The following is an 18,044-nucleotide window of genomic DNA, read 5'->3' as shown; positions in this document are numbered from 1 at the left end:
TGCGCTACCTCTACGATGAGGAGGCGGAAGCGCTGAGCAGGCGAGAGACAACCGCTAAATACAGGCCTTCGGGAAGGGCGTCGATTCAAGATCGGCTTGAAGCATCAAATCACTCTCATCGCCATTATAATACATAAAAATTCGCATTCCATTTTTTATATAAAATTATCTAGATTCTGAATGTTATAATGCTTGAATGGGAAAAGTTTTCTCTCATAAGCTCGCATAAGAAGGAACAGGACTCATATTTTTTCTCAAGGAGGAGCATATAAGGAATGGCCGCACAACAGAATCGAGAAGGGCAACAGTTTGGCAATTACCAGTTGGATCGTTTGCTAGGAAGAGGCGGTTTTGCCGAAGTATATCTGGGACACCATCTACGCCTACAAAGGCAGGCGGCAATCAAAATCTTGCACACGAATCTTTCCGAACAAGAAATCGCCAATTTCCAGCGAGAAGCACAAATTATCGCCGCCCTTAATCATCCCAACATTGTGCGTGTCCTCGACTTCGACGTTCAGCATGGTATCCCTTTTCTGGTCATGGACTATCTTCCACAGGGAACATTACGCCAGTGGTACCCCAAAGGGACCCGTGTTCCTCTGTCTGAAGTGGTCACCATTGTCAAGCCGATTGCCGATGCTTTGCAATATGCCCACAATCAACGACTCATTCATCGTGATGTCAAACCGGGAAATATGCTCATTGGATCACGTAATGAAGTGGTTCTCAGCGACTTCGGAGTTGCTACAATTGCCCATAGTACCTCATCAATGACGACACCACAGTCATCAGTAGGAACAATTCCTTATATAGCACCGGAACAGATTCAGGCTCATGCATGCGCCGCGAGCGATCAGTACGCACTGGGTGCCGTGGTTTATGAATGGCTCTGTGGAGAACCTCCCTTCGATGGCTCATATACTGAAATTTTCGCCAAACATATGATGACGCCACCGCCACCGTTACGTCAGAAGGTGCCAACTTTACCCGTCGAGGTTGAACAGGTCATCTTGAGGGCACTGGCCAAAGATCCCAATGATCGCTTCGGTAGCATACAATTGTTTGCAACGGCTCTACAAGAAGCGAGCGCTTCAACCTGGCAACCTTCTCAACAGACCGTTGAACAGACAAGATATGCCCCACCAGTTGCTATGCATCAAGATCCAACAGAGGTTGCCAATAGCAATCCACCTGTTCCAATGAATCCCAACGTAGCAGCCAATCGATTGATGCCACCGTCTGCGACAATCCCCCCATCACCAGCCAAACCGACACCGGGGCAGAAATTCTCGCGACGGACAATCGTAATCGGTCTGGCCTCCGTAGGGGTATTGGCGGCTGCTGGCGGTGGTGGAGCGTTGCTTTTAGACTCATATCTCTCACATCTTCCTTATGTGTATCATGGACATACTGATACTGTACGCGCTGTGGCATGGTCTCCTGATGGCACACGCATCGTTTCATCCGATGACAGCTCTACCGCACGGGTATGGGATGCTGCCAATGGAGAAGACGTATATACAAACAAGCATAATCCTGGTCTGGTTGCCGCCGTAGCATGGTCCCCCGATGGCAAATATATCGCTTCGGCGGGTTTTAAAGTGAAGATATGGAACGCTGTCAGTCAAGCTTCGGTATATACCTATAGCAAAAATACTGATACTGGTTTCGACGCACTCGCCTGGTTGCCCGATAGCCAGCGCATCGCTTCGGCCAGCGACCAGAGCGTACAGGTATGGGACGCGACAAGTGGTGGAGAGGTCTATACCTACTCTGGTCATAGCGATAATGTGTACGCCGTAGCCAGCTCGCCTGATGGCACACGCATCGCCTCATCCGGTAGTGACAAAACTGTGCAGGTATGGAACGCAGTTGATGGAGGGGATGTGTATACCTATCATGGGCATTCCAATGCAGTATTCACCGTGGCATGGTCCCCTGACGGCAAATATATCGCTTCGGGCAGTGGTGACTCAACCGTGCAGGTGTGGGATGCGACAAGTGGGGAAAGTGTGTATACCTATCGTGGACATACAAAAGGAGTGGATTCTATAGCCTGGTCACCCGATAGTGAACGTATCGCTTCGGGCAGCGATGACAAAACTGTGCAGGTGTGGGATGCGCTAAGTGGAGGGAATGTGTATACCTATCATGGACATACCGATTCAGTGTTCACTGTGGCATGGTCTCCCGACGGCAAACGCATCGCCTCTGGCAGCCCTGACAAAACTGTGCAGGTGTGGGCTGTCTAGTGATTAGCCCCACCGTATTCCCCTCCAATATCACACGCCAGAGCCAGGAGGAAAATAGAAATTTACACGCGCAACAAGATATTAAAAGCAACAAGAAAAACGACTCGTAGGTGCGCCCCTTGCAGGCGCTTCCTCAATTCTCACTCGAAAACGTACCAAAAGAGGTGATAGGGAGCGATTTCTCCAATGCATACCATCATTCTTATGTATTTTTCGAGCAGGCAAGGTAAAAGCGCCCGCAAGAGGCGCACCTACGTTTATTCGATTATTTTATGAGGCGGCTTCGTGATGGCCGCCAGTCATCAGGATGCCGAGCTCCTCTTCGGTGGCGTCGGACGAGACGATATCGACGATCTGCCCTTCGTACATGACGGCGATGCGGTCCGACAGGGAGCGGATCTCGTCCAGTTCGGCCGAGACGAGCAGGACAGCTTTGCCGGCGTCGCGCTGTTCGATCAATTGGCGGTGAATAAATTCGATGGCGCCAATATCCACGCCGCGTGTGGGCTGCGAGGCGACCAGCACAATCGGATCGGTGCTCAGCTCGCGGGCAATGATCAATTTCTGCTGGTTACCACCGGAGAGCGTACGCATAGCGGCCGTAGCCGAAGGGGTCCGTACATCAAACTCTTTGATGAGCTTTTCGGCCCAGCTGGCAATATTCTTGAGATGCAAAACTATGCCACGCCAGGCAAACTGCTTCCAGCGATGACGCCCCAGGATAGAGTTATCCTCAATGGATTCGGTGATCACCAGGCCACTCTCACGCCGATCCTCTGGAATGTGACACATACCAGCAATACGTACACCGCGCGCACCCATCTCTGTAATATTCCTCGCCCGACCGGCCTTCCCGTCCACCACCGAAGCCATGGTAATCTGGCCGCCCGCCGGCTTGCGCATACCTGTCAGCACCTCTACCAGCTCGGTCTGACCGTTGCCTTCCACACCAGCAATGCCGAGGATCTCACCAGCATGAACATCAAAACTCACTTTGCGCAGAATCGCTAACTCACGGTCCGATTTGGCCTCCAGATCTTGCACATGCAAAATCACGGGTCCTGGATGGGCGGGCGATTTCTCGACGCGCAATAACACATCGCGTCCCACCATAGCCCGGGCGATCTCGCGCTGATTAGTCTCTTTAGTGATCAGTTCTCCCACATTCTGTCCACGGCGCAGGACAGTAATTGAATCCGTCACGTCCAGCACTTCGCGCAGCTTATGGGTAATAAAGATAATGGTCTTTCCCTGCTTGACCAGGTCGCGCAGCACCGCAAACAGCTCATCGGTCTCCTGCGGCGTCAACACTCCCGTTGGCTCATCCATCACCAGAATGTCCGCGCCACGATAGAGCATCTTGAGGATCTCGACGCGTTGCTGCTGGCCAACGGAGAGCTGTCCGACCTGCATATCAGGATCGATTGGCAGACCATAGCGTGCACTCAAGTTCTGAATTTCTTTACGGGCACGCTGGCGATCGTAAGTCCCACGTAGACCACCGGGCTCACTACCCAGCACAATGTTTTCGGCCACAGTCAATGGAGGGATCAACATAAAATGCTGGTGTACCATGCCAATTCCCAGGCGGATCGCATCGCGTGGACCCGCGATCTGTACAGTCTTGCCATTGATGCGCACCTCTCCACTATCTGGCTTGACAATGCCATAGAGGATATTCATCAATGTCGACTTGCCAGCGCCATTCTCGCCCACCAGGGCATGAATCTCGCCCTTCTTCACCAATAGATTGACATGGTTACTCGCCACTACCCCCGGCCAGGCTTTGTAGATATCGCGCATCTCGACCGCATAGGGTGCCGAACCTTCCTCAGGTCGGGTGATTACAGTACTCTCTTGCATGAATCCATTCCTCCTACTCTGATGCTGGCTCGTAAGGTATACCATCGGCAGCAGGCGCTGTCGTACGGCCAACCAGGCCCACCAGGGCGATCAGGGTCAACAGATAAGGCAGGGTGCTCAGCAGATTTGCCGAGATGCCGGTATCCTGGAGGCGCGGACTCAAAGCTTCACCCAGACCAAAGATCAGGCAGGCACCAGCTGCACCAACGGGGGAATATTTGCCAAAAACAACAGCAGCCAGAGCAATATAGCCCGCACCGGCAGTCATATTCTGGTTGAAAATCCCGGCAATACCTAAGGACAAAAAAGCACCAGCCAGGCCAGAGAGCAAACCACTACTAATCACACACAGGTAACGTATCAGACGTACATTCACGCCAGCGGTATCAGCCGCATGGGGATGCTCACCAACAGCACGAATACGCAAACCAATATTGGTGCGGAAAAGCAAGAAGTGGATGGCAAACAGAATTACCAACGCGATATAGAAGATGATATTTTGCTGGAAAAGCACCGGACCAACAAAAGGGATATTAGCCAGGGGGCCCCAGTGCAATTGGGGCAAGCGCAGCGCATCATCCAGCGCTTTAATACCTTGCCCTTGAGTCTGAATAGGCAATAGAAAATTGGTTAAACCCAGGGCTGCCAGGTTAATAGCGATACCACTGATAATCTGATTGGCCATAAAGTGAATCGAGACAATAGCATGCACCAGGGCAAACAGGCCACCCGCAATCATGGCACCTACCACACCCAGCCAGACATTGTTAGTGGCAATCGCCATCATAACGCCCACATAGGCACCAATCAACATCATGCCTTCCATCGCAATGTTGACTACGCCACTACGCTCTGAAATCAAACCGCCCAGAGCTGGCAACAGTAGCAGGGCCGCAAATTGCAAGGACGCCTGCCAGAAATTGGACGAGATTAAAACCTTCGCAAGTATCTGGAAAAACACGATTATTCCTCCTGACCCAGTGGTGCATGGGCTGAACCAGCCGTTTCAGCACCCTTGCCCGTTGATTCATTGCCATTTGCGTCCACTGGCTCAGACTCAGCCGTTACGCCAGCAGTAGCTTTAGAGGTTTCAGCATCGGTCAAACCTGGAACCAGAGCAGGCTTTGAGCTTCTGGACAGAAAGTTTGGAATGAAACGCTGGAATGAAGGCAAGTACTCGACTGCAATGCTAAACAGTACCAGCGACTGCATAATAGTAATGATGTCGCCCGGCACATTCACATATCCCTGTAAATAAGGTCCCGCCTCCTGTAAACCACCAAAGAGCAGCGAGGCCAACAATACACCCACAGAGGCTGTGCGCCCCAGCAATGCAACGCCAATCGCATCAAAGCCGGTAGAGTCGGTGGCAAAAGCAGAACTGATCAACTGGTAAGGAGCCTGGCCCATCAAGCGCACAGAACCAGCCAGACCGGCGAAGGCGCCAGCCAGAACCATGGCCAGCACAATATTTTTTCTTACTGAAATACCAGCGTACCTGGCGGCCTTAGGATTGCGTCCAATCACCCGCAACTCATAGCCAAAAGTGGTGCGTGCGGTGATAAACCAGTAGAAGACCAGGGCAATAAAGGCAAAGAGCAGGCCAACGTCAACAGTATATTGGGCAGGCTCAGGAATCTGCGGTAGAAAGGTCCCCAACGTTTCGTTATAGAACACGGCCAATGATGGGATAATTGCCTGACTGGGCAGAGGCAGGGTCTGCTGCGATAACTTAGGAGCCTGGAAAGGTCCCTCGACCAGGTAGGCGCAGACATAGAACGCAACCCAGTTCAACATAATCGAGGTAACCACTTCGTGGGCGCCACGCCAGGCCTTCAACACACCAACGATGCCGCCCCAGAAGCCGCCTGCCACGATACTGCCCAGCAACATCAAAGGCACCAGCACCCAACCGGGCAACATTGATAACTTGAAAGCAATGATACCAGCAGTCATCGCGCCAACAGTTAATTGACCAGCGGCACCGATATTAAAGAGCCCGGCCCGGAAGGCAATGGCCACCGCCAGGCCAGCGAAAATGAGCGGAGTCGCTTTCGCCAGGGTAAAAGAAATACTTTGAATACTTCCAAAAGACCCCAGTAGAAGATAATAATAACTTGAAACAGCAGTAATAAAACGGTTATCCAGTGGTCCTGGCGTAGTAATCATTACAATGATCCCACCCAGAACAAAAGCTACCAGGGTTGCAATCAGCGGCCGCCCCAGCGCGGCTCTAAACTGTTGCATCCACCTGGCTAACCGTGACGCAGGAGCCGAAGTCCTGCGCTGCACTTTTGGCATTGCCATATGGCTCCTCCTGCGCGCAATACAGAGAAAAAAACATGGTATTGACGAAATTATACCGCATTATACCCGAACCTACGCGTACATTTTCGTGCGTCGAGGTAAAAATCGGGCGCAAGGCTCGAACCTACGCGTACATTTTCGTGCGTCGAGGTGAAATCGGGCGCAAGGCCCGAACGTGCGTCGAGGTGAAATCGGGCGCAAGGCCTGAACCTACGGTAAAAGGACAAGGGCGCTGACATTTCATCCAAAGATAGAGTGAAAGCCAGCGCCACTCATGTCACCTTTACAGTAATTTCAGATGCCTACACTTACTTCTGGACGGTATCTGGTACCTGCAAGGCCCCTGATTTGATGTCCTGGATATACTTGTCAACCGTCGTTTTGATTTCGGCGGGTACCTGGCTGCTCAAAGGAGCATAGCCAACGCCGTCATTGGTGAGGTCGAAAGCTGGAGGATTGCTGCTGAATTTACCAGCCTCAAAATTTTTGATGGTGACATACACAGCCTGATCGACGCGCTTGACAGCACTGGTGATCACGCTATCATTCACATGGGACTGGTCGCTATCCACACCGATGCTATAGACGCCTTTAGCTTTGGCAGCCTGCAAGGCGCCAACGCCACAACCACCGGCCACCTGGAAGATGATGTCGGCTTTGTAGGTGCCGATCTGGTTGTTGGCAATATCCTGACATGCGGCGGTATTATCGAAGGAATTTGAATAGCTCACCTTGACGGTGACGTTCGGATCAACCTTCCTGGCACAGAACTGGTAACCAGCAATATAGTGATCAACAGGAGGAATTGGCTGACCGCCAACCGCACCAATAGTGTTGTTACCCAACAGTTTGCTCACCTTGCTCTTGCCCAGGGCTTCCATCTGGCCAGCAACAACACCGGCCAGGCAGCCAGCCTGCTGCTCTTTAAAAAACAGGGGAGCAACGTTCTTTAAAGGATCACAGTTGCCCTTGGCATCCGAAGGACAGGCATCGATCAAAGCAAAAGATTTGGTTGGATTGGCTTTTGCTACCTGATCCATGGCAGTTGCCATCAAGAAACCAACACCGATCACCAGGTCAGAGGTCTGAGCGGCACGGGTCAGGTTACCAACATAGTCGTTCTGAGACTTTGATTCAATAACCTGGCGACGGAATTTAAGCTCATCCAACGCTTTGGAGTAACCGATATAGGCTGAGTGGTTAAAGCTCTGATCGTTCAAGCCACCAATGTCAGTAACCAGGGTCACGGATTTCGGGGCGGATGAGGAAGAGTTGCCACCTGAAGTAGAGGGAGCGCTGCCGCCACAGGCAGATAGCAGAATACCACATAAAACTAATAGCGAGACAAACAGGCTAGGAATGCCAGACCTTCTCATAGAGGTAGGATCCTTTCTTTGTTTTCCAAAGAGATTGCGAAAAAATAATGTCATTTATACGTACAATGCGCAAAACAGCACTCGTACGTCGTCTCTATAAAGTAATGAAAACCGATACCCCCCTTTAAAACTATGCCTAAAACGCTAGCGTGCAAAAGAGGTGTTCCTTTACCTTTATAAATCCAAGCAGACCACAACGTATATAGGCATATGACCACACGGTATATGTCTGAAATATATGTGAGTCAGGACTACCCGGCAATGCTCATATTCTAACACCAGCAGCAATGCACGATGCCAGACGCATGTATAGAGCGCGGACCGCCACTGTATTGAGCATCAAAACCAGGTAAACCGCCATTTCCATTAGATATATACGTACAGATGTGTATATTTCTCACAATTTACTATAGCAAATTGTGGATGAAAAAAGATATCTCTATACCGAATTTACTACTGCTTGTTTGCTTGGAATGCGTTTCGTTCCCATCGCTATGGTGATAAGGCGCTTCCTTGCAGACGTCCACATACGCGGCCGAGCTTATATTAATAGGGGGTGTAGAAAATGCGCTTTGCGCATTTTCTACACCCCCTATTAATAATAGAGTCTCTGATTCCCGTAGCATCCGCATGCACTAAGCATGGATTTGCGCGCCTGCTGCACCAGCCATGAAAAAGAGATTGGGGAACGCAGGCGCTAATCTTTGCGTGGCCAGAGTTGGGGACAGATGGCGGGGTCTGTGTAGTCGGGGTATGTTTGTCCATCCCGTTCGATGCGGCGACAAAGCAGGTCATTGGGATGGCGGGCCAGGGTGCCATCAGCAAAATGATAGGCCTGGAAGCGATTGCTTTCATCCTGCAAATGAACGGCGATAGAGCGGCGAGGATTGGGCGTGAGATTGGGTCCACTACCATGAATGGTCAGGCAGGAATGGAAGCTGACCTCGCCTTTAGCCAGTTCAATCGGAACTTTCACCACGGGACGGCCGCCCGTATTAAATTTCTTTTCCAGTCCCTGCAGATCATTGCTGAAGAAATCCAGCCCCTCCGTATTGTCAGGCCACTCATGGCTCTGGTCAATCATGGTGATGGTGCCCATGCGCTCATCGCAATCATGGAATGGAATCCAGGCGGTCAACATCTTTTCTGAAGAGCAGGTCTTCCAGTAACCACGATCGGTATGCCAGCCTACATTGACTGCTTTGTCAGGATTGCTGGTGGGTTTATAGAGCAATTGATCGTGCCAGAGACGAATGGGGGCGCCACATAAACGGGCCGCGACCGCGCCCAGCAATGGCTTGCGCACCAGGGCTGCCAGTTCTCGATTTTGCAGCGAGGCATAGTCGTTTTTGCGCAAGACATTCCCATGCTCCTGCCGCCAGCCTCGCACATCCGCTGGCAGAGAAAAGTCGCGCTCGCCTGCGTAGTAGCGCTCACTCCCTGCGATCGCCGCGTCGATCTCGGCGGCCGTAAAGAGCGGTCTGGATTTATAATAGCCATGAACACGATAAAATTCGACCTCTTCGTCCGTCGGCAATAAAAGCAGTTCTTCCTCGGTAAGTTGCATATACTACCTCCTTGTTGCAACAAGCATGTAAGAAAGTGTCTGATTCGGGAATCAGAGCGCTCCTGGACCTGGGGAACGCAGGCGTCCCCAATCTCTTTTTCATAGCTAGTGCAGCAGGCGCGCAAATGCGCGCCTGCTGCACTAGCTATGAAAGGACATCCTGAGCACGGGAGGCGCACAAACCCATGCACAGTGAATGCGGATACTACGGGAATCAAACACTCTCAAAAGATGATTCCGATAGGAACAAGTATACCCAGACCTGTTCCTGAACGCCAATAGTGTGCTTTATGATAAAGCGGGCTTGAGATAATGGAGAATAGCTTCCGCTCTGTCTATATATAACTGGCTGGTCGCTGTATCATGGAACCGCAAAGACCAATCGACCTGCCTCAAAATCAGGTGGGCCAGATAGATACTTACGACCTGGATAGTACTACGCACGGATAGGTAGTCCCAGAGGGATGCGCGGATAGATGTATCATCATAATTGTAAAATAGCAACGTGACCAGATCGAAGGTGCAATCACCGGCACATACACCTTCCCAATCAATAATACCGCTAATCTCTTGCTGCTCACCGAGGATGTTATATGGCTGAAAATCGTAATGCACAATATCAGTGGTAGGAATAATACATTCGCGCTGCCGCACCACAAGATCTTGTAATGTACGCAACATGGCGGCGGTGGCAGACGTATGGGTACGCAAAGAATCATGCAGACAATAGCCAGATCCACCGACCAGGACCGTCCGCACAATTTCATCGGGCCAGGTACTGGCAGTATCGGGCAGTTGGTTCCGCTGCATTTCGTTGAGCTCAATTAAACGAGGCAACTGCTCAGGAGTAGCATGAATAATAGGAGCGCCGGGCAAAGCGGTCTGGATCGAAAAGCTCCCTCCACTATACTCGCCCCATAGTACATATTGTGGCACTGGATAACCAAGAAGGCGCAATTGATCGGTACAGGTACGGATCCAGGAGGTCCGCTGACTAGCAACGGCAGGGGCAAAACATTTCAATACATAGCATGCGCCCGAGGAGGCATCGCAGAGCTCAAAAGCACCCTGTTCTCCGTTTGCATAGCGTTTCCGCAGCACAAATTCCGTTTGATGACAATCATTTATCTCCTGGACAAGCTTCTGAATTTCCATGTATCGCACTCTTTCTCAATATTCACCCATATACGTTAAAAATATGAATAGACCAGTCACATACGCTTGCAGAACCCGGGCGCCGGGGGATATGATAAGGATACATTAATCAACCAGATACCATAGGGGATACAATGTCCTCTTTTTCTCTAATCACTATTATTCAAACGTATCTGGCTCAAAACAATAGCTAACGATATTCATTCGCGGCTACTATATTCTCATATACTGCTAATTCTAAAATTACTAAGGCGACACAAAAACCACGATATATTCGTATACCTTCTATATTCATCTCTTTATTATGCTGGGATGCGAGGAGTTTATAATGCTCATGCAAGAGCTCATACATAAAACGATAAGCTATTATTACGTAGAACGCGGTCTCGCCAAAGGGGGTATGTCAGAGGTTTACCTGGCGCGAGATCAACGCAACCAACAGATAGTGGCCATGAAAATGGTCAGGCGCAGCGCCGGTGAATATTATGAACGCTTCCGGCGCGAGGCGCGTGCGATGGTACAACTGCACCATCCACACATTCTGCCAGCCCTCGATTACGGAGAATATGAGCACTGGGCCTACATGGTCACTCCCTATATCGAGTATGGGACACTCAGCCGCCGGGTGGCCGAAGGTCCGCTGCCGCTTGAAGAGGCGGGCGATATCCTGTCCCAGGTGGCCAGTGCTCTGCAATTCGCCCACGAGCACGGCATGCTACACCGCGATATCAAAGCCTCAAATGTCCTTTTGCGCGATGGGCATTATGCTTACCTGACAGATTTTGGCCTGGTGAAAAGCATTGAAGACAACTATAGTCTGACCCGCTCTGGCTTCTTGATCGGAACACCGGAGTATATGGCGCCAGAACTGATCGAAGAGGCGGCCACGCCTGCCAGCGATATCTATGCTCTGGGAGTATTACTCTATCAGATGGTAACGGGAAGCGTTCCCTTCAAGGGAGCTAATCCGGTTAATATTGTGATGAAACATCTCCGTGAGCAGCCTCCCCCTCCATCACAGATGAATCCAGCCATTACACCCGATGTTGAACGCGTCATCTTACAGACGATAGCAAAAGATCCCATGCGTCGCTTTCGCACGCCCAAGGCGCTGGCGAATGCCTTTCGTCAAGCCTATCGTGTGGATGCCACACCAGAACCAGTGGCAAACGTTCAGCACAGCGCACTTCACCAGGCACCTACGGTGCAGGTAATGCCGGCAGCAGCGCCACAAAAATTCAGTGCGCAGAGAATGCCGCGCATAGTCTGGATTGCTGGAGCGGCGTTAATCGCCATTCTGCTCCTCATTTTGCTGCTGGCAAATGCGTCTTTCCATAACGCCGATCATATGCAACCGGGTCAACAAACTCAACCCACTGTTACTGCCAGTTCAACAACGACGGCAACAGAAGTACCGCAACCAACGCCCACTTCTCAGACGCCTGGTCAGCAAAAGGGCCCCAAGCCTCCACATGGGCACAAAAAATAAGGCACAAAAAACGCCATGGAAGGTCGATTGATGACAACTGCCAGCCAGTTATGCATCAAATCTACTTCCAGGCGCAAACCCTATTCCGATTATCCACACACAATTTACGAAGCTTGCTTACAAGACATTTTCCCAATGCTGGCGCTCAATGCCCTGCGGATCTGGCGCTAATTGATTCTGTTCATGGAAAAGCATGGTGGGGCGCTCGGACAGTTGATAACAGGGCCAGGCAGGCAACTGGGGAGTTTGAGGATTGCCGCTGCGTATAAAGGCAATCCAGGCGGCATGCATCGTCTCGGCGATCGGCGGGGCAGCCGGAGATTCTTCGATGAAGAGTTGCGCTACCTCGGCATCCAGGCTATTCCAGACAAAAGGAATCTCCAACGCATGGCAGGCTCCCAGGCGGCCACCAAAGGCGGGCGAGGGCCAATCGAAACGGTACACCCAGATAGCGGGTGCGTGCGGCAACTGCTTTTCGGCCAGGCGCAGGGCAGGAATACGGAAGGTACGATCAGTCACAATATCCATCCAGGCATTTATCTCAGACTGATCATGTCTGGCCTGCAAATAGGACGCAAAGACTTCCCGGCCACGAGTCCCAAAGAGGCGCTCTAATTCTGTATGATTTACCTTCGGCTGTCGGCCGCTAAATAAAGAAAAGAGCCGGGCCTCATCGCGATTAGTACCAATCAGCAATGGGACCTGCGAGGCTGAGCCGGACGCAATCATTTCAAGTGGCTTGCCAGGTAGCAACTGGCCATCAATAACAGGGCCGCCCAGCATGTTACGCACACTGAGTTGCTGGGCCTCCAAAATCCTGGCCACGGAAACGGTCTCCAGATCCGCGAGCTGGTTTTCCGCCAGGCCAAGATGCGCAATAAAGGAGCGGGCCACATCGGTAGCGGCGTGGCGGGACATCACATTGTGCGCAGCACCGCTCTCCAGTATGGCACGCTGAAATAGTCCCCGCGCACGCGGTGTGGCCAGCAGGGCACCAATGCTCATCGCGCCCGCCGACTCACCGGCCAGCGTTATATTTTCAGGATCGCCACCAAAATTTTCAATGTTATCGCGCACCCACTCCAGCGCCGCAATTTGATCCAGCAAGCCACAATTGGCAACATACTCGTGCTCTTTGCCACCCAGTTCATCCAGATAAAGAAATCCCAACATGCCCAGGCGATAATTGATCGTTACCACGACAACATCCCCATTACGCGCAAAAGAAGAGCCATCATACCAGGGGTCCGCGCCAGAGCCAGCCACAAACGCACCGCCATGAATCCAGACCAGCACGGGGCGCTTCTGCTGATCAGCCCCAGGCGACCAGATATTCACATAGAGGCAATCTTCACCCGAAGGCGGAGGTGTAGACGTGCCACCGAGAAAACCACTCATGGCATTATCCATCTGGGCCGAGTTTGGTCCAAATCTTTTGGTCGCGCGCACACCAGACCAGGCCTGTGGCGATTGAGGAGCCCGCAAGCGCAGCGGCCCCAGCGGCGGCCGCGCATAGGGAATTCCCCTCCATATCTGGATACCCTTCTGTATCACACCCTCAACTTTTCCATAGCGCGTCTCAACGATTCCAGCAGGCATGCCCCGTATCTCCTTGATTGATTGATAATTATCTACAACCCACAGCCAAAGGACTCGTTTAACCTTATCACAATTTTTCCAGGAAACCGAGTGTCTGCATGCAGTGATGCTCATAGAATATATCCAGTATCCCCTTTTACTACAGACAACCAGGGCAGAAAGCTTATGGCAGATTGCATTTTTAGCCCGATTACACGTCTTTATGTACACAGATACTTAAATACATAGATCAACAACTAATGACCGACCCCCAAACATACTAAACACTTATAGAGAGCAAGGAAGTGATCGCAATGAGTACCTATAAATGCGTTTTTCTGGACTGGGCGTTTACATTATCCAATTCGTTGTTCTGGGAGCACTTAAATAATCCTGAGCACGAATATTTTCAGGCCTTTCAGACAATCCAGCATACGCTGTTCACAGGAAAAAATATATCGCAACTGATCCCTGATTGGATGCGAGGCAAGCTCACCAGCGAGGATATAGTGGCTGCGCTCTGCCAGCAAAATACGGCTCTAGATCCGCAGATGTTGCTAGCCGAGCTAGAGCTGAGTTGCCGCCAGATGCAATTTGTGTCGCCGCAGGTCCCGACCTATGTGGCAAGATTGCAAGCCAGAGGCATCAAAGTTGTTATAGCCACCGACAACATGGACACCTTTACGCGCTGGACCGTGCCCGCGCTACAGCTACGCTCCCTCTTTGATGATGTCCTCAATTCTTATGATCTTCAAGGACTCAAAGCTGATATCGATAGCACTGGCCGCAGCGTGTTCTTTGACGCCTATCTACAAGATCAGCAGTTAAGATACGGCGAGAGCGTACTTATCGACGATGGTGACGAAGAATTTGGCCAGGTTATTCGCTCCTTTGGCATCGACTATCGTCATATTCAACCCCGCGTCGGGCTGGTGTCAGAGCTCCAAAAACTCCTGGCGGCCCTCGGTTGACGATTTTGCTTTTTCAGAGAGGGAAGCTGTGCCAAGCTACCTCTATTATATCTTTACCTTCCTGCATCTCATTCTCATCATTAGTTATCGGCAATTATGGCAGCCAGAGCGTGCAGACTGGGATCTACAACCCCTAGGGCTACGTCAGCGGTTACTATGACAGCACCACCGGCCTGATCACATTCGGCATTCGCTCCTACGACGTGCATGTGGGCCGATGGAGCCAGCGCACCTTACAGGTGTAGATTTTTATTGTTCTGTTGGTTGATGCATGGAAACATGATATCGTTTCTTGAATATATTCATGCGTGGAACGAGAAATCGGGCGCAATGCCCGAACCTATGGATATCATTATCATTTATTCGTTTCGATAGCCCATGCGATGAAACCTTCAACAAACATGATTCCCATAGGTTCGGAGCTTGCCTCCGATTTTCCCCTCAACGGACGATACCCTTCCCATCGATTCGGGCCTTGCGCCCGATTTGTGTCCTTGACAAGCGATCCCGTCCCCTCGCAGAAAGGATGTTCAAGTCCAGGAGCCATGCAATAGCTACAATGCTGATAACTAGATGACCTCGGTCACCAACGGTGATTCGGGGGCTGGAGCACTTAGGATGGGCCGATGAGATGTCCTTTGGCTGCGAGTGGTTCAGGAATCCAGCGTTGCATCAGGCGTTCTAAAGAGCAGACCAGGGGAAGGAAGAAGAGCGCAATCAGGATATTGAGACCCAGATGGGCCATGGCTACCCGGGTGCCTGCGTTGGTCCAGAGGTGCGAAAGCACACTGGTCAGAGGGACAAGCCAGATCAAGGCTATGCCAGCACCAATAAACTTGGTGCCGAGATGGACTACAGCCAATCGACGTCCCGTCACGGTTCCCTCATGCATCGACAGGAGCAAGGCCGTCACGGTGGTTCCTACATTCGCCCCAAGCATTAAGGCCAGTGCCGCAGAGGTGGGAAGTGCCCCGGTCGTAGCAAGCATTATCACCAGACCAATGAACGCCGTGCTGGAGTTCAGGAGTATGGTGAGAACAGCGCCGCAGAAAAAGAGCACGATCGGCACGCCCGCCAGTGCCTGCAACATTATGACGGTTGCCGGATAGGTGACCAATGGAGCGCTTCCTGTTATAAGCTCCGATAAACCGAGCATGATCAGCCCAAAGGCAAAACAGAGACGCCCCAGAGAACGATACGGAGTGCGATGGGTACAAAGTGCAATGGTGGTGGCGATGCCGATGATTATAAATATATGGTCGAAGAGATGCAGAGCGATACATTGAACGGCCAACGTGGAACCGATATTCGATCCAAGCAACACTGCAATGGCCTCCGAGAGCGAAAGGAAATCCGTACTCACAAATCCCACCAACAAGGAAGACATGGCATTGGAACTCTGCATCAACACAGTCGCCATCATTCCCATCATCATGGCGATGATGGGATGGTGCACCAGGGAGGCCAGCTTTCCTTGCATGCGTGTATCTGCTGCATGCCGTACTGCCTCGGTGATCAGCCGTACTCCATAGAGCACGAGCACCACTCCTGTCCAAAGTTGTCCCAGGGTCATGGTGACGTGCATGATCAGGACCATCTTCCCCTCCCTGCATTCTTGCAGAAGAACAGGGCCCTATACAACGACGTTGTGCTGCACTCTTCAGTGCGTAACCAGACATGGATCGGCTGATTATTGCCTTAAACTTATTATAATACTCATCAAAAATATAATTTTTATCTTTATCTATTATTAACTCTATACACAAATTCCATCTATGATGCATGTATCTATGAAACCACACGCTCATCGATTGATGATGCCTCCAAGGGAGGATGAAAAGCTAATGCATGGCCTTGCCCTCTAGTTTTGACATGGCATACAATCAAGCTGCGATGTTTCTTCATACATGTGTCATCTGGCTATCTGCCAGATGCTTGTGCTTATTAGAGGATTATTGCATGTTCCATGTAAAAATCACCAGGGCTTTTCTGCAACGGGAGATTCTGGCTGGTCTAACGACGTTCGTCACCATGGCGTATATCTCTGTCGTCAATCCAATCGTGCTGGGGGCGGCGGGGGTACCGTTTCAGCAGGCTTTTACCGCGACGATTATCGCGACGGTGGTGGGAACGCTGTTGATGGCGCTCTATGCCAACTATCCTATCGCGATTGCGCCCGGCATGGGACTCAATGCCTATTTCGCGTATTCGGTAACACGAGGACACCAGGGGATCGATTATCATGTGGCCTTCTCGGCCGTCTTTCTGGCCGCCATTATCTTTGTGCTGCTCTCGTTAACTCCTCTGCGCTCGCGCCTGATCGAGGCGATTCCTGAAAATCTCAAGCATGCAATTACGGCGGGCATCGGCCTCTTCATCGCTTTTATTGGCTTGCGATTAACTGGCATCGTACAGGCTGATCCGACCAACCTGGTTGCCCTGGGTGATCTCCACTCCGCTAAAGTGCTGCTGGCATTGCTTGGCCTAGTATTTACCGTTATTCTGATGTTTCTTAATGTGCCGGGGGCTATTTTTATCGGCATCGTCTTCACAACTATCGTCTCTCTAATCACCGGCCAGCTAACCTTCCATGGAGTGGTCGCGCTACCAACGCTGCCCGAAGGGCTGCTGGCTTATAATCCCGTGACCGCCGTCGCCGATACCATCCACTATGGACTCTACGGCGCTATCTTTTCGTTTGTGCTAGTAACCATCTTTGACACTACCGGCACCGTACTTGGAGTGAGCCGGCAGGCAGGGCTGATGGAAGGAAATACCCTGCCCCGTGCCGGTCGGGCCTTTGTCTCTGACTCAATTGCCACCCTGGTAGGCTCTATCTTTGGCACCAGTCCAACCTCCGCTTATATCGAATCCGCCGCCGGCGTCGCCGTAGGTGGCCGCACCGGTATGACCACCTTAACGGTAGCCATCCTGTTCATACTCACAGCGTTCTTTAGTCCGCTGGTCGGCGTCGTCTCTGGCGTCGCAGCCATTACGGGACCAGCTTTGATCATCGTCGGTTCATTGATGATGGGGCAGGTGCAACACATCCAGTGGAATAAATTTGAAGAGGCCTTCCCGGCATTTATCACCATTCTGATCATGCCCTTGACCTCCAGTATCGCGGACGGCATCGCGCTAGGCTTCATTTTCTATCCGCTCGCCAGGCTGGTCAGCGGCCGCTGGCGCGAAGTCCATCCACTGGTCTATATCTTCGCCGTCCTCTTCTTAATCCAATTCTTATTAACGTCACGCTGATATCTGTGCAGTAGAACTGCAAGCATAGAAATTCATAAATATCAACATATAAACCAAAAGATAAAAGTCCTGCTGCTATAACAGTGATAAGATGCATTACGTCATAAAGGCATACAGGAATTATGAACAGGTAAATCTTCTCTGCCTGGTCGGCCGAGAGCTTTACCTGTTCTGTTCACTTCTAGCCTTGAGGAAGTGGCAATGACAGGTAAACGCATACATTTT

12 protein-coding genes are annotated in these 18,044 nt (G+C 51.2%); 4 read left to right on the top strand and 8 right to left on the bottom strand.

The window, feature by feature from the left end; genetic code table 11:
- Positions 1-275 precede the first annotated feature (275 nt).
- Positions 276-2,255, top strand: a complete 1,980-nt coding sequence (locus JMI88_RS08620) for a serine/threonine-protein kinase (protein WP_201361404.1) — start codon at positions 276-278, stop codon at positions 2,253-2,255.
- Positions 2,256-2,525: 270 nt separating this feature from the next.
- On the opposite strand, the gene JMI88_RS08615 is transcribed toward JMI88_RS08620, so the two are convergent.
- From JMI88_RS08615 to JMI88_RS08590, 6 genes are all read right to left on the bottom strand, one after another.
- A complete protein-coding gene (locus JMI88_RS08615; protein WP_201361403.1) occupies positions 2,526-4,118 on the bottom strand; it encodes an ABC transporter ATP-binding protein in 1,593 nt (530 codons plus the stop codon).
- Between the two features lie 13 nt (positions 4,119-4,131).
- On the bottom strand, positions 4,132-5,079 hold the full coding sequence (locus JMI88_RS08610; RefSeq protein ID WP_236022866.1) for an ABC transporter permease: 948 nt from the start codon (positions 5,077-5,079) through the stop codon (positions 4,132-4,134).
- Between the two features lie 2 nt (positions 5,080-5,081).
- Entirely contained in the window at positions 5,082-6,425 is a 1,344-nt protein-coding gene (locus JMI88_RS08605; protein ID WP_201361402.1) for an ABC transporter permease, read from the bottom strand.
- Positions 6,426-6,733: 308 nt separating this feature from the next.
- Positions 6,734-7,801: a BMP family lipoprotein gene (locus tag JMI88_RS08600; protein ID WP_201361401.1), complete on the bottom strand. Its 1,068-nt coding sequence runs from the start codon at positions 7,799-7,801 to the stop codon at positions 6,734-6,736.
- Positions 7,802-8,498: 697 nt separating this feature from the next.
- A complete protein-coding gene (locus tag JMI88_RS08595; protein WP_201361400.1) occupies positions 8,499-9,368 on the bottom strand; it encodes a phytanoyl-CoA dioxygenase family protein in 870 nt (289 codons plus the stop codon).
- A gap of 288 nt (positions 9,369-9,656) precedes the next feature.
- Positions 9,657-10,523: an aminoglycoside phosphotransferase family protein gene (locus JMI88_RS08590; RefSeq protein WP_201361399.1), complete on the bottom strand. Its 867-nt coding sequence runs from the start codon at positions 10,521-10,523 to the stop codon at positions 9,657-9,659.
- Positions 10,524-10,857: 334 nt separating this feature from the next.
- Here JMI88_RS08590 and JMI88_RS08585 point away from each other — a divergent pair, with 334 nt between their 5' ends.
- The gene (locus JMI88_RS08585; protein WP_201361398.1) at positions 10,858-12,012 is read left to right on the top strand and encodes a serine/threonine protein kinase; all 1,155 of its coding nucleotides are present in this window, start codon (positions 10,858-10,860) and stop codon (positions 12,010-12,012) included.
- A gap of 117 nt (positions 12,013-12,129) precedes the next feature.
- On the opposite strand, the gene JMI88_RS08580 is transcribed toward JMI88_RS08585, so the two are convergent.
- Positions 12,130-13,611, bottom strand: coding sequence for a carboxylesterase/lipase family protein (locus JMI88_RS08580; RefSeq protein WP_201361397.1), 1,482 nt, complete (start codon positions 13,609-13,611; stop codon positions 12,130-12,132).
- Between the two features lie 293 nt (positions 13,612-13,904).
- Here JMI88_RS08580 and JMI88_RS08575 point away from each other — a divergent pair, with 293 nt between their 5' ends.
- The gene (locus JMI88_RS08575) at positions 13,905-14,561 is read left to right on the top strand and encodes an HAD family hydrolase (RefSeq protein ID WP_201361396.1); all 657 of its coding nucleotides are present in this window, start codon (positions 13,905-13,907) and stop codon (positions 14,559-14,561) included.
- A 613-nt stretch (positions 14,562-15,174) separates the two neighbouring features.
- Here the strand turns inward: JMI88_RS08575 and JMI88_RS08570 are convergent.
- Positions 15,175-16,158: a Na/Pi cotransporter family protein gene (locus tag JMI88_RS08570; protein WP_201361395.1), complete on the bottom strand. Its 984-nt coding sequence runs from the start codon at positions 16,156-16,158 to the stop codon at positions 15,175-15,177.
- Between the two features lie 362 nt (positions 16,159-16,520).
- Between JMI88_RS08570 and JMI88_RS08565 the strand changes: the two genes are divergently transcribed.
- Positions 16,521-17,819 carry an NCS2 family permease gene (locus JMI88_RS08565; protein ID WP_201361394.1) on the top strand — a complete coding sequence of 433 codons (1,299 nt, stop codon included), beginning with the start codon at positions 16,521-16,523 and terminating at the stop codon, positions 17,817-17,819.
- Positions 17,820-18,044 lie beyond the last annotated feature (225 nt).

Source organism: Dictyobacter formicarum, assembly GCF_016587435.1.
Note: the sequence above shows the minus strand (reverse complement) of the source record. Positions and strands in the feature narration are given on the sequence as shown.

Coding starts and splice junctions, on each gene's coding strand:
- JMI88_RS08620 (WP_201361404.1), top strand. CDS start 276: ATGGCCGCACAACAGAATCGAGAAGGGCAACAGTTTGGCAATTACCAG.
- JMI88_RS08615 (WP_201361403.1), bottom strand. CDS start 4,118: ATGCAAGAGAGTACTGTAATCACCCGACCTGAGGAAGGTTCGGCACCC.
- JMI88_RS08605 (WP_201361402.1), bottom strand. CDS start 6,425: ATGGCAATGCCAAAAGTGCAGCGCAGGACTTCGGCTCCTGCGTCACGG.
- JMI88_RS08600 (WP_201361401.1), bottom strand. CDS start 7,801: ATGAGAAGGTCTGGCATTCCTAGCCTGTTTGTCTCGCTATTAGTTTTA.
- JMI88_RS08595 (WP_201361400.1), bottom strand. CDS start 9,368: ATGCAACTTACCGAGGAAGAACTGCTTTTATTGCCGACGGACGAAGAG.
- JMI88_RS08590 (WP_201361399.1), bottom strand. CDS start 10,523: ATGGAAATTCAGAAGCTTGTCCAGGAGATAAATGATTGTCATCAAACG.
- JMI88_RS08585 (WP_201361398.1), top strand. CDS start 10,858: ATGCAAGAGCTCATACATAAAACGATAAGCTATTATTACGTAGAACGC.
- JMI88_RS08580 (WP_201361397.1), bottom strand. CDS start 13,611: ATGCCTGCTGGAATCGTTGAGACGCGCTATGGAAAAGTTGAGGGTGTG.
- JMI88_RS08575 (WP_201361396.1), top strand. CDS start 13,905: ATGAGTACCTATAAATGCGTTTTTCTGGACTGGGCGTTTACATTATCC.
- JMI88_RS08570 (WP_201361395.1), bottom strand. CDS start 16,158: ATGGTCCTGATCATGCACGTCACCATGACCCTGGGACAACTTTGGACA.
- JMI88_RS08565 (WP_201361394.1), top strand. CDS start 16,521: ATGTTCCATGTAAAAATCACCAGGGCTTTTCTGCAACGGGAGATTCTG.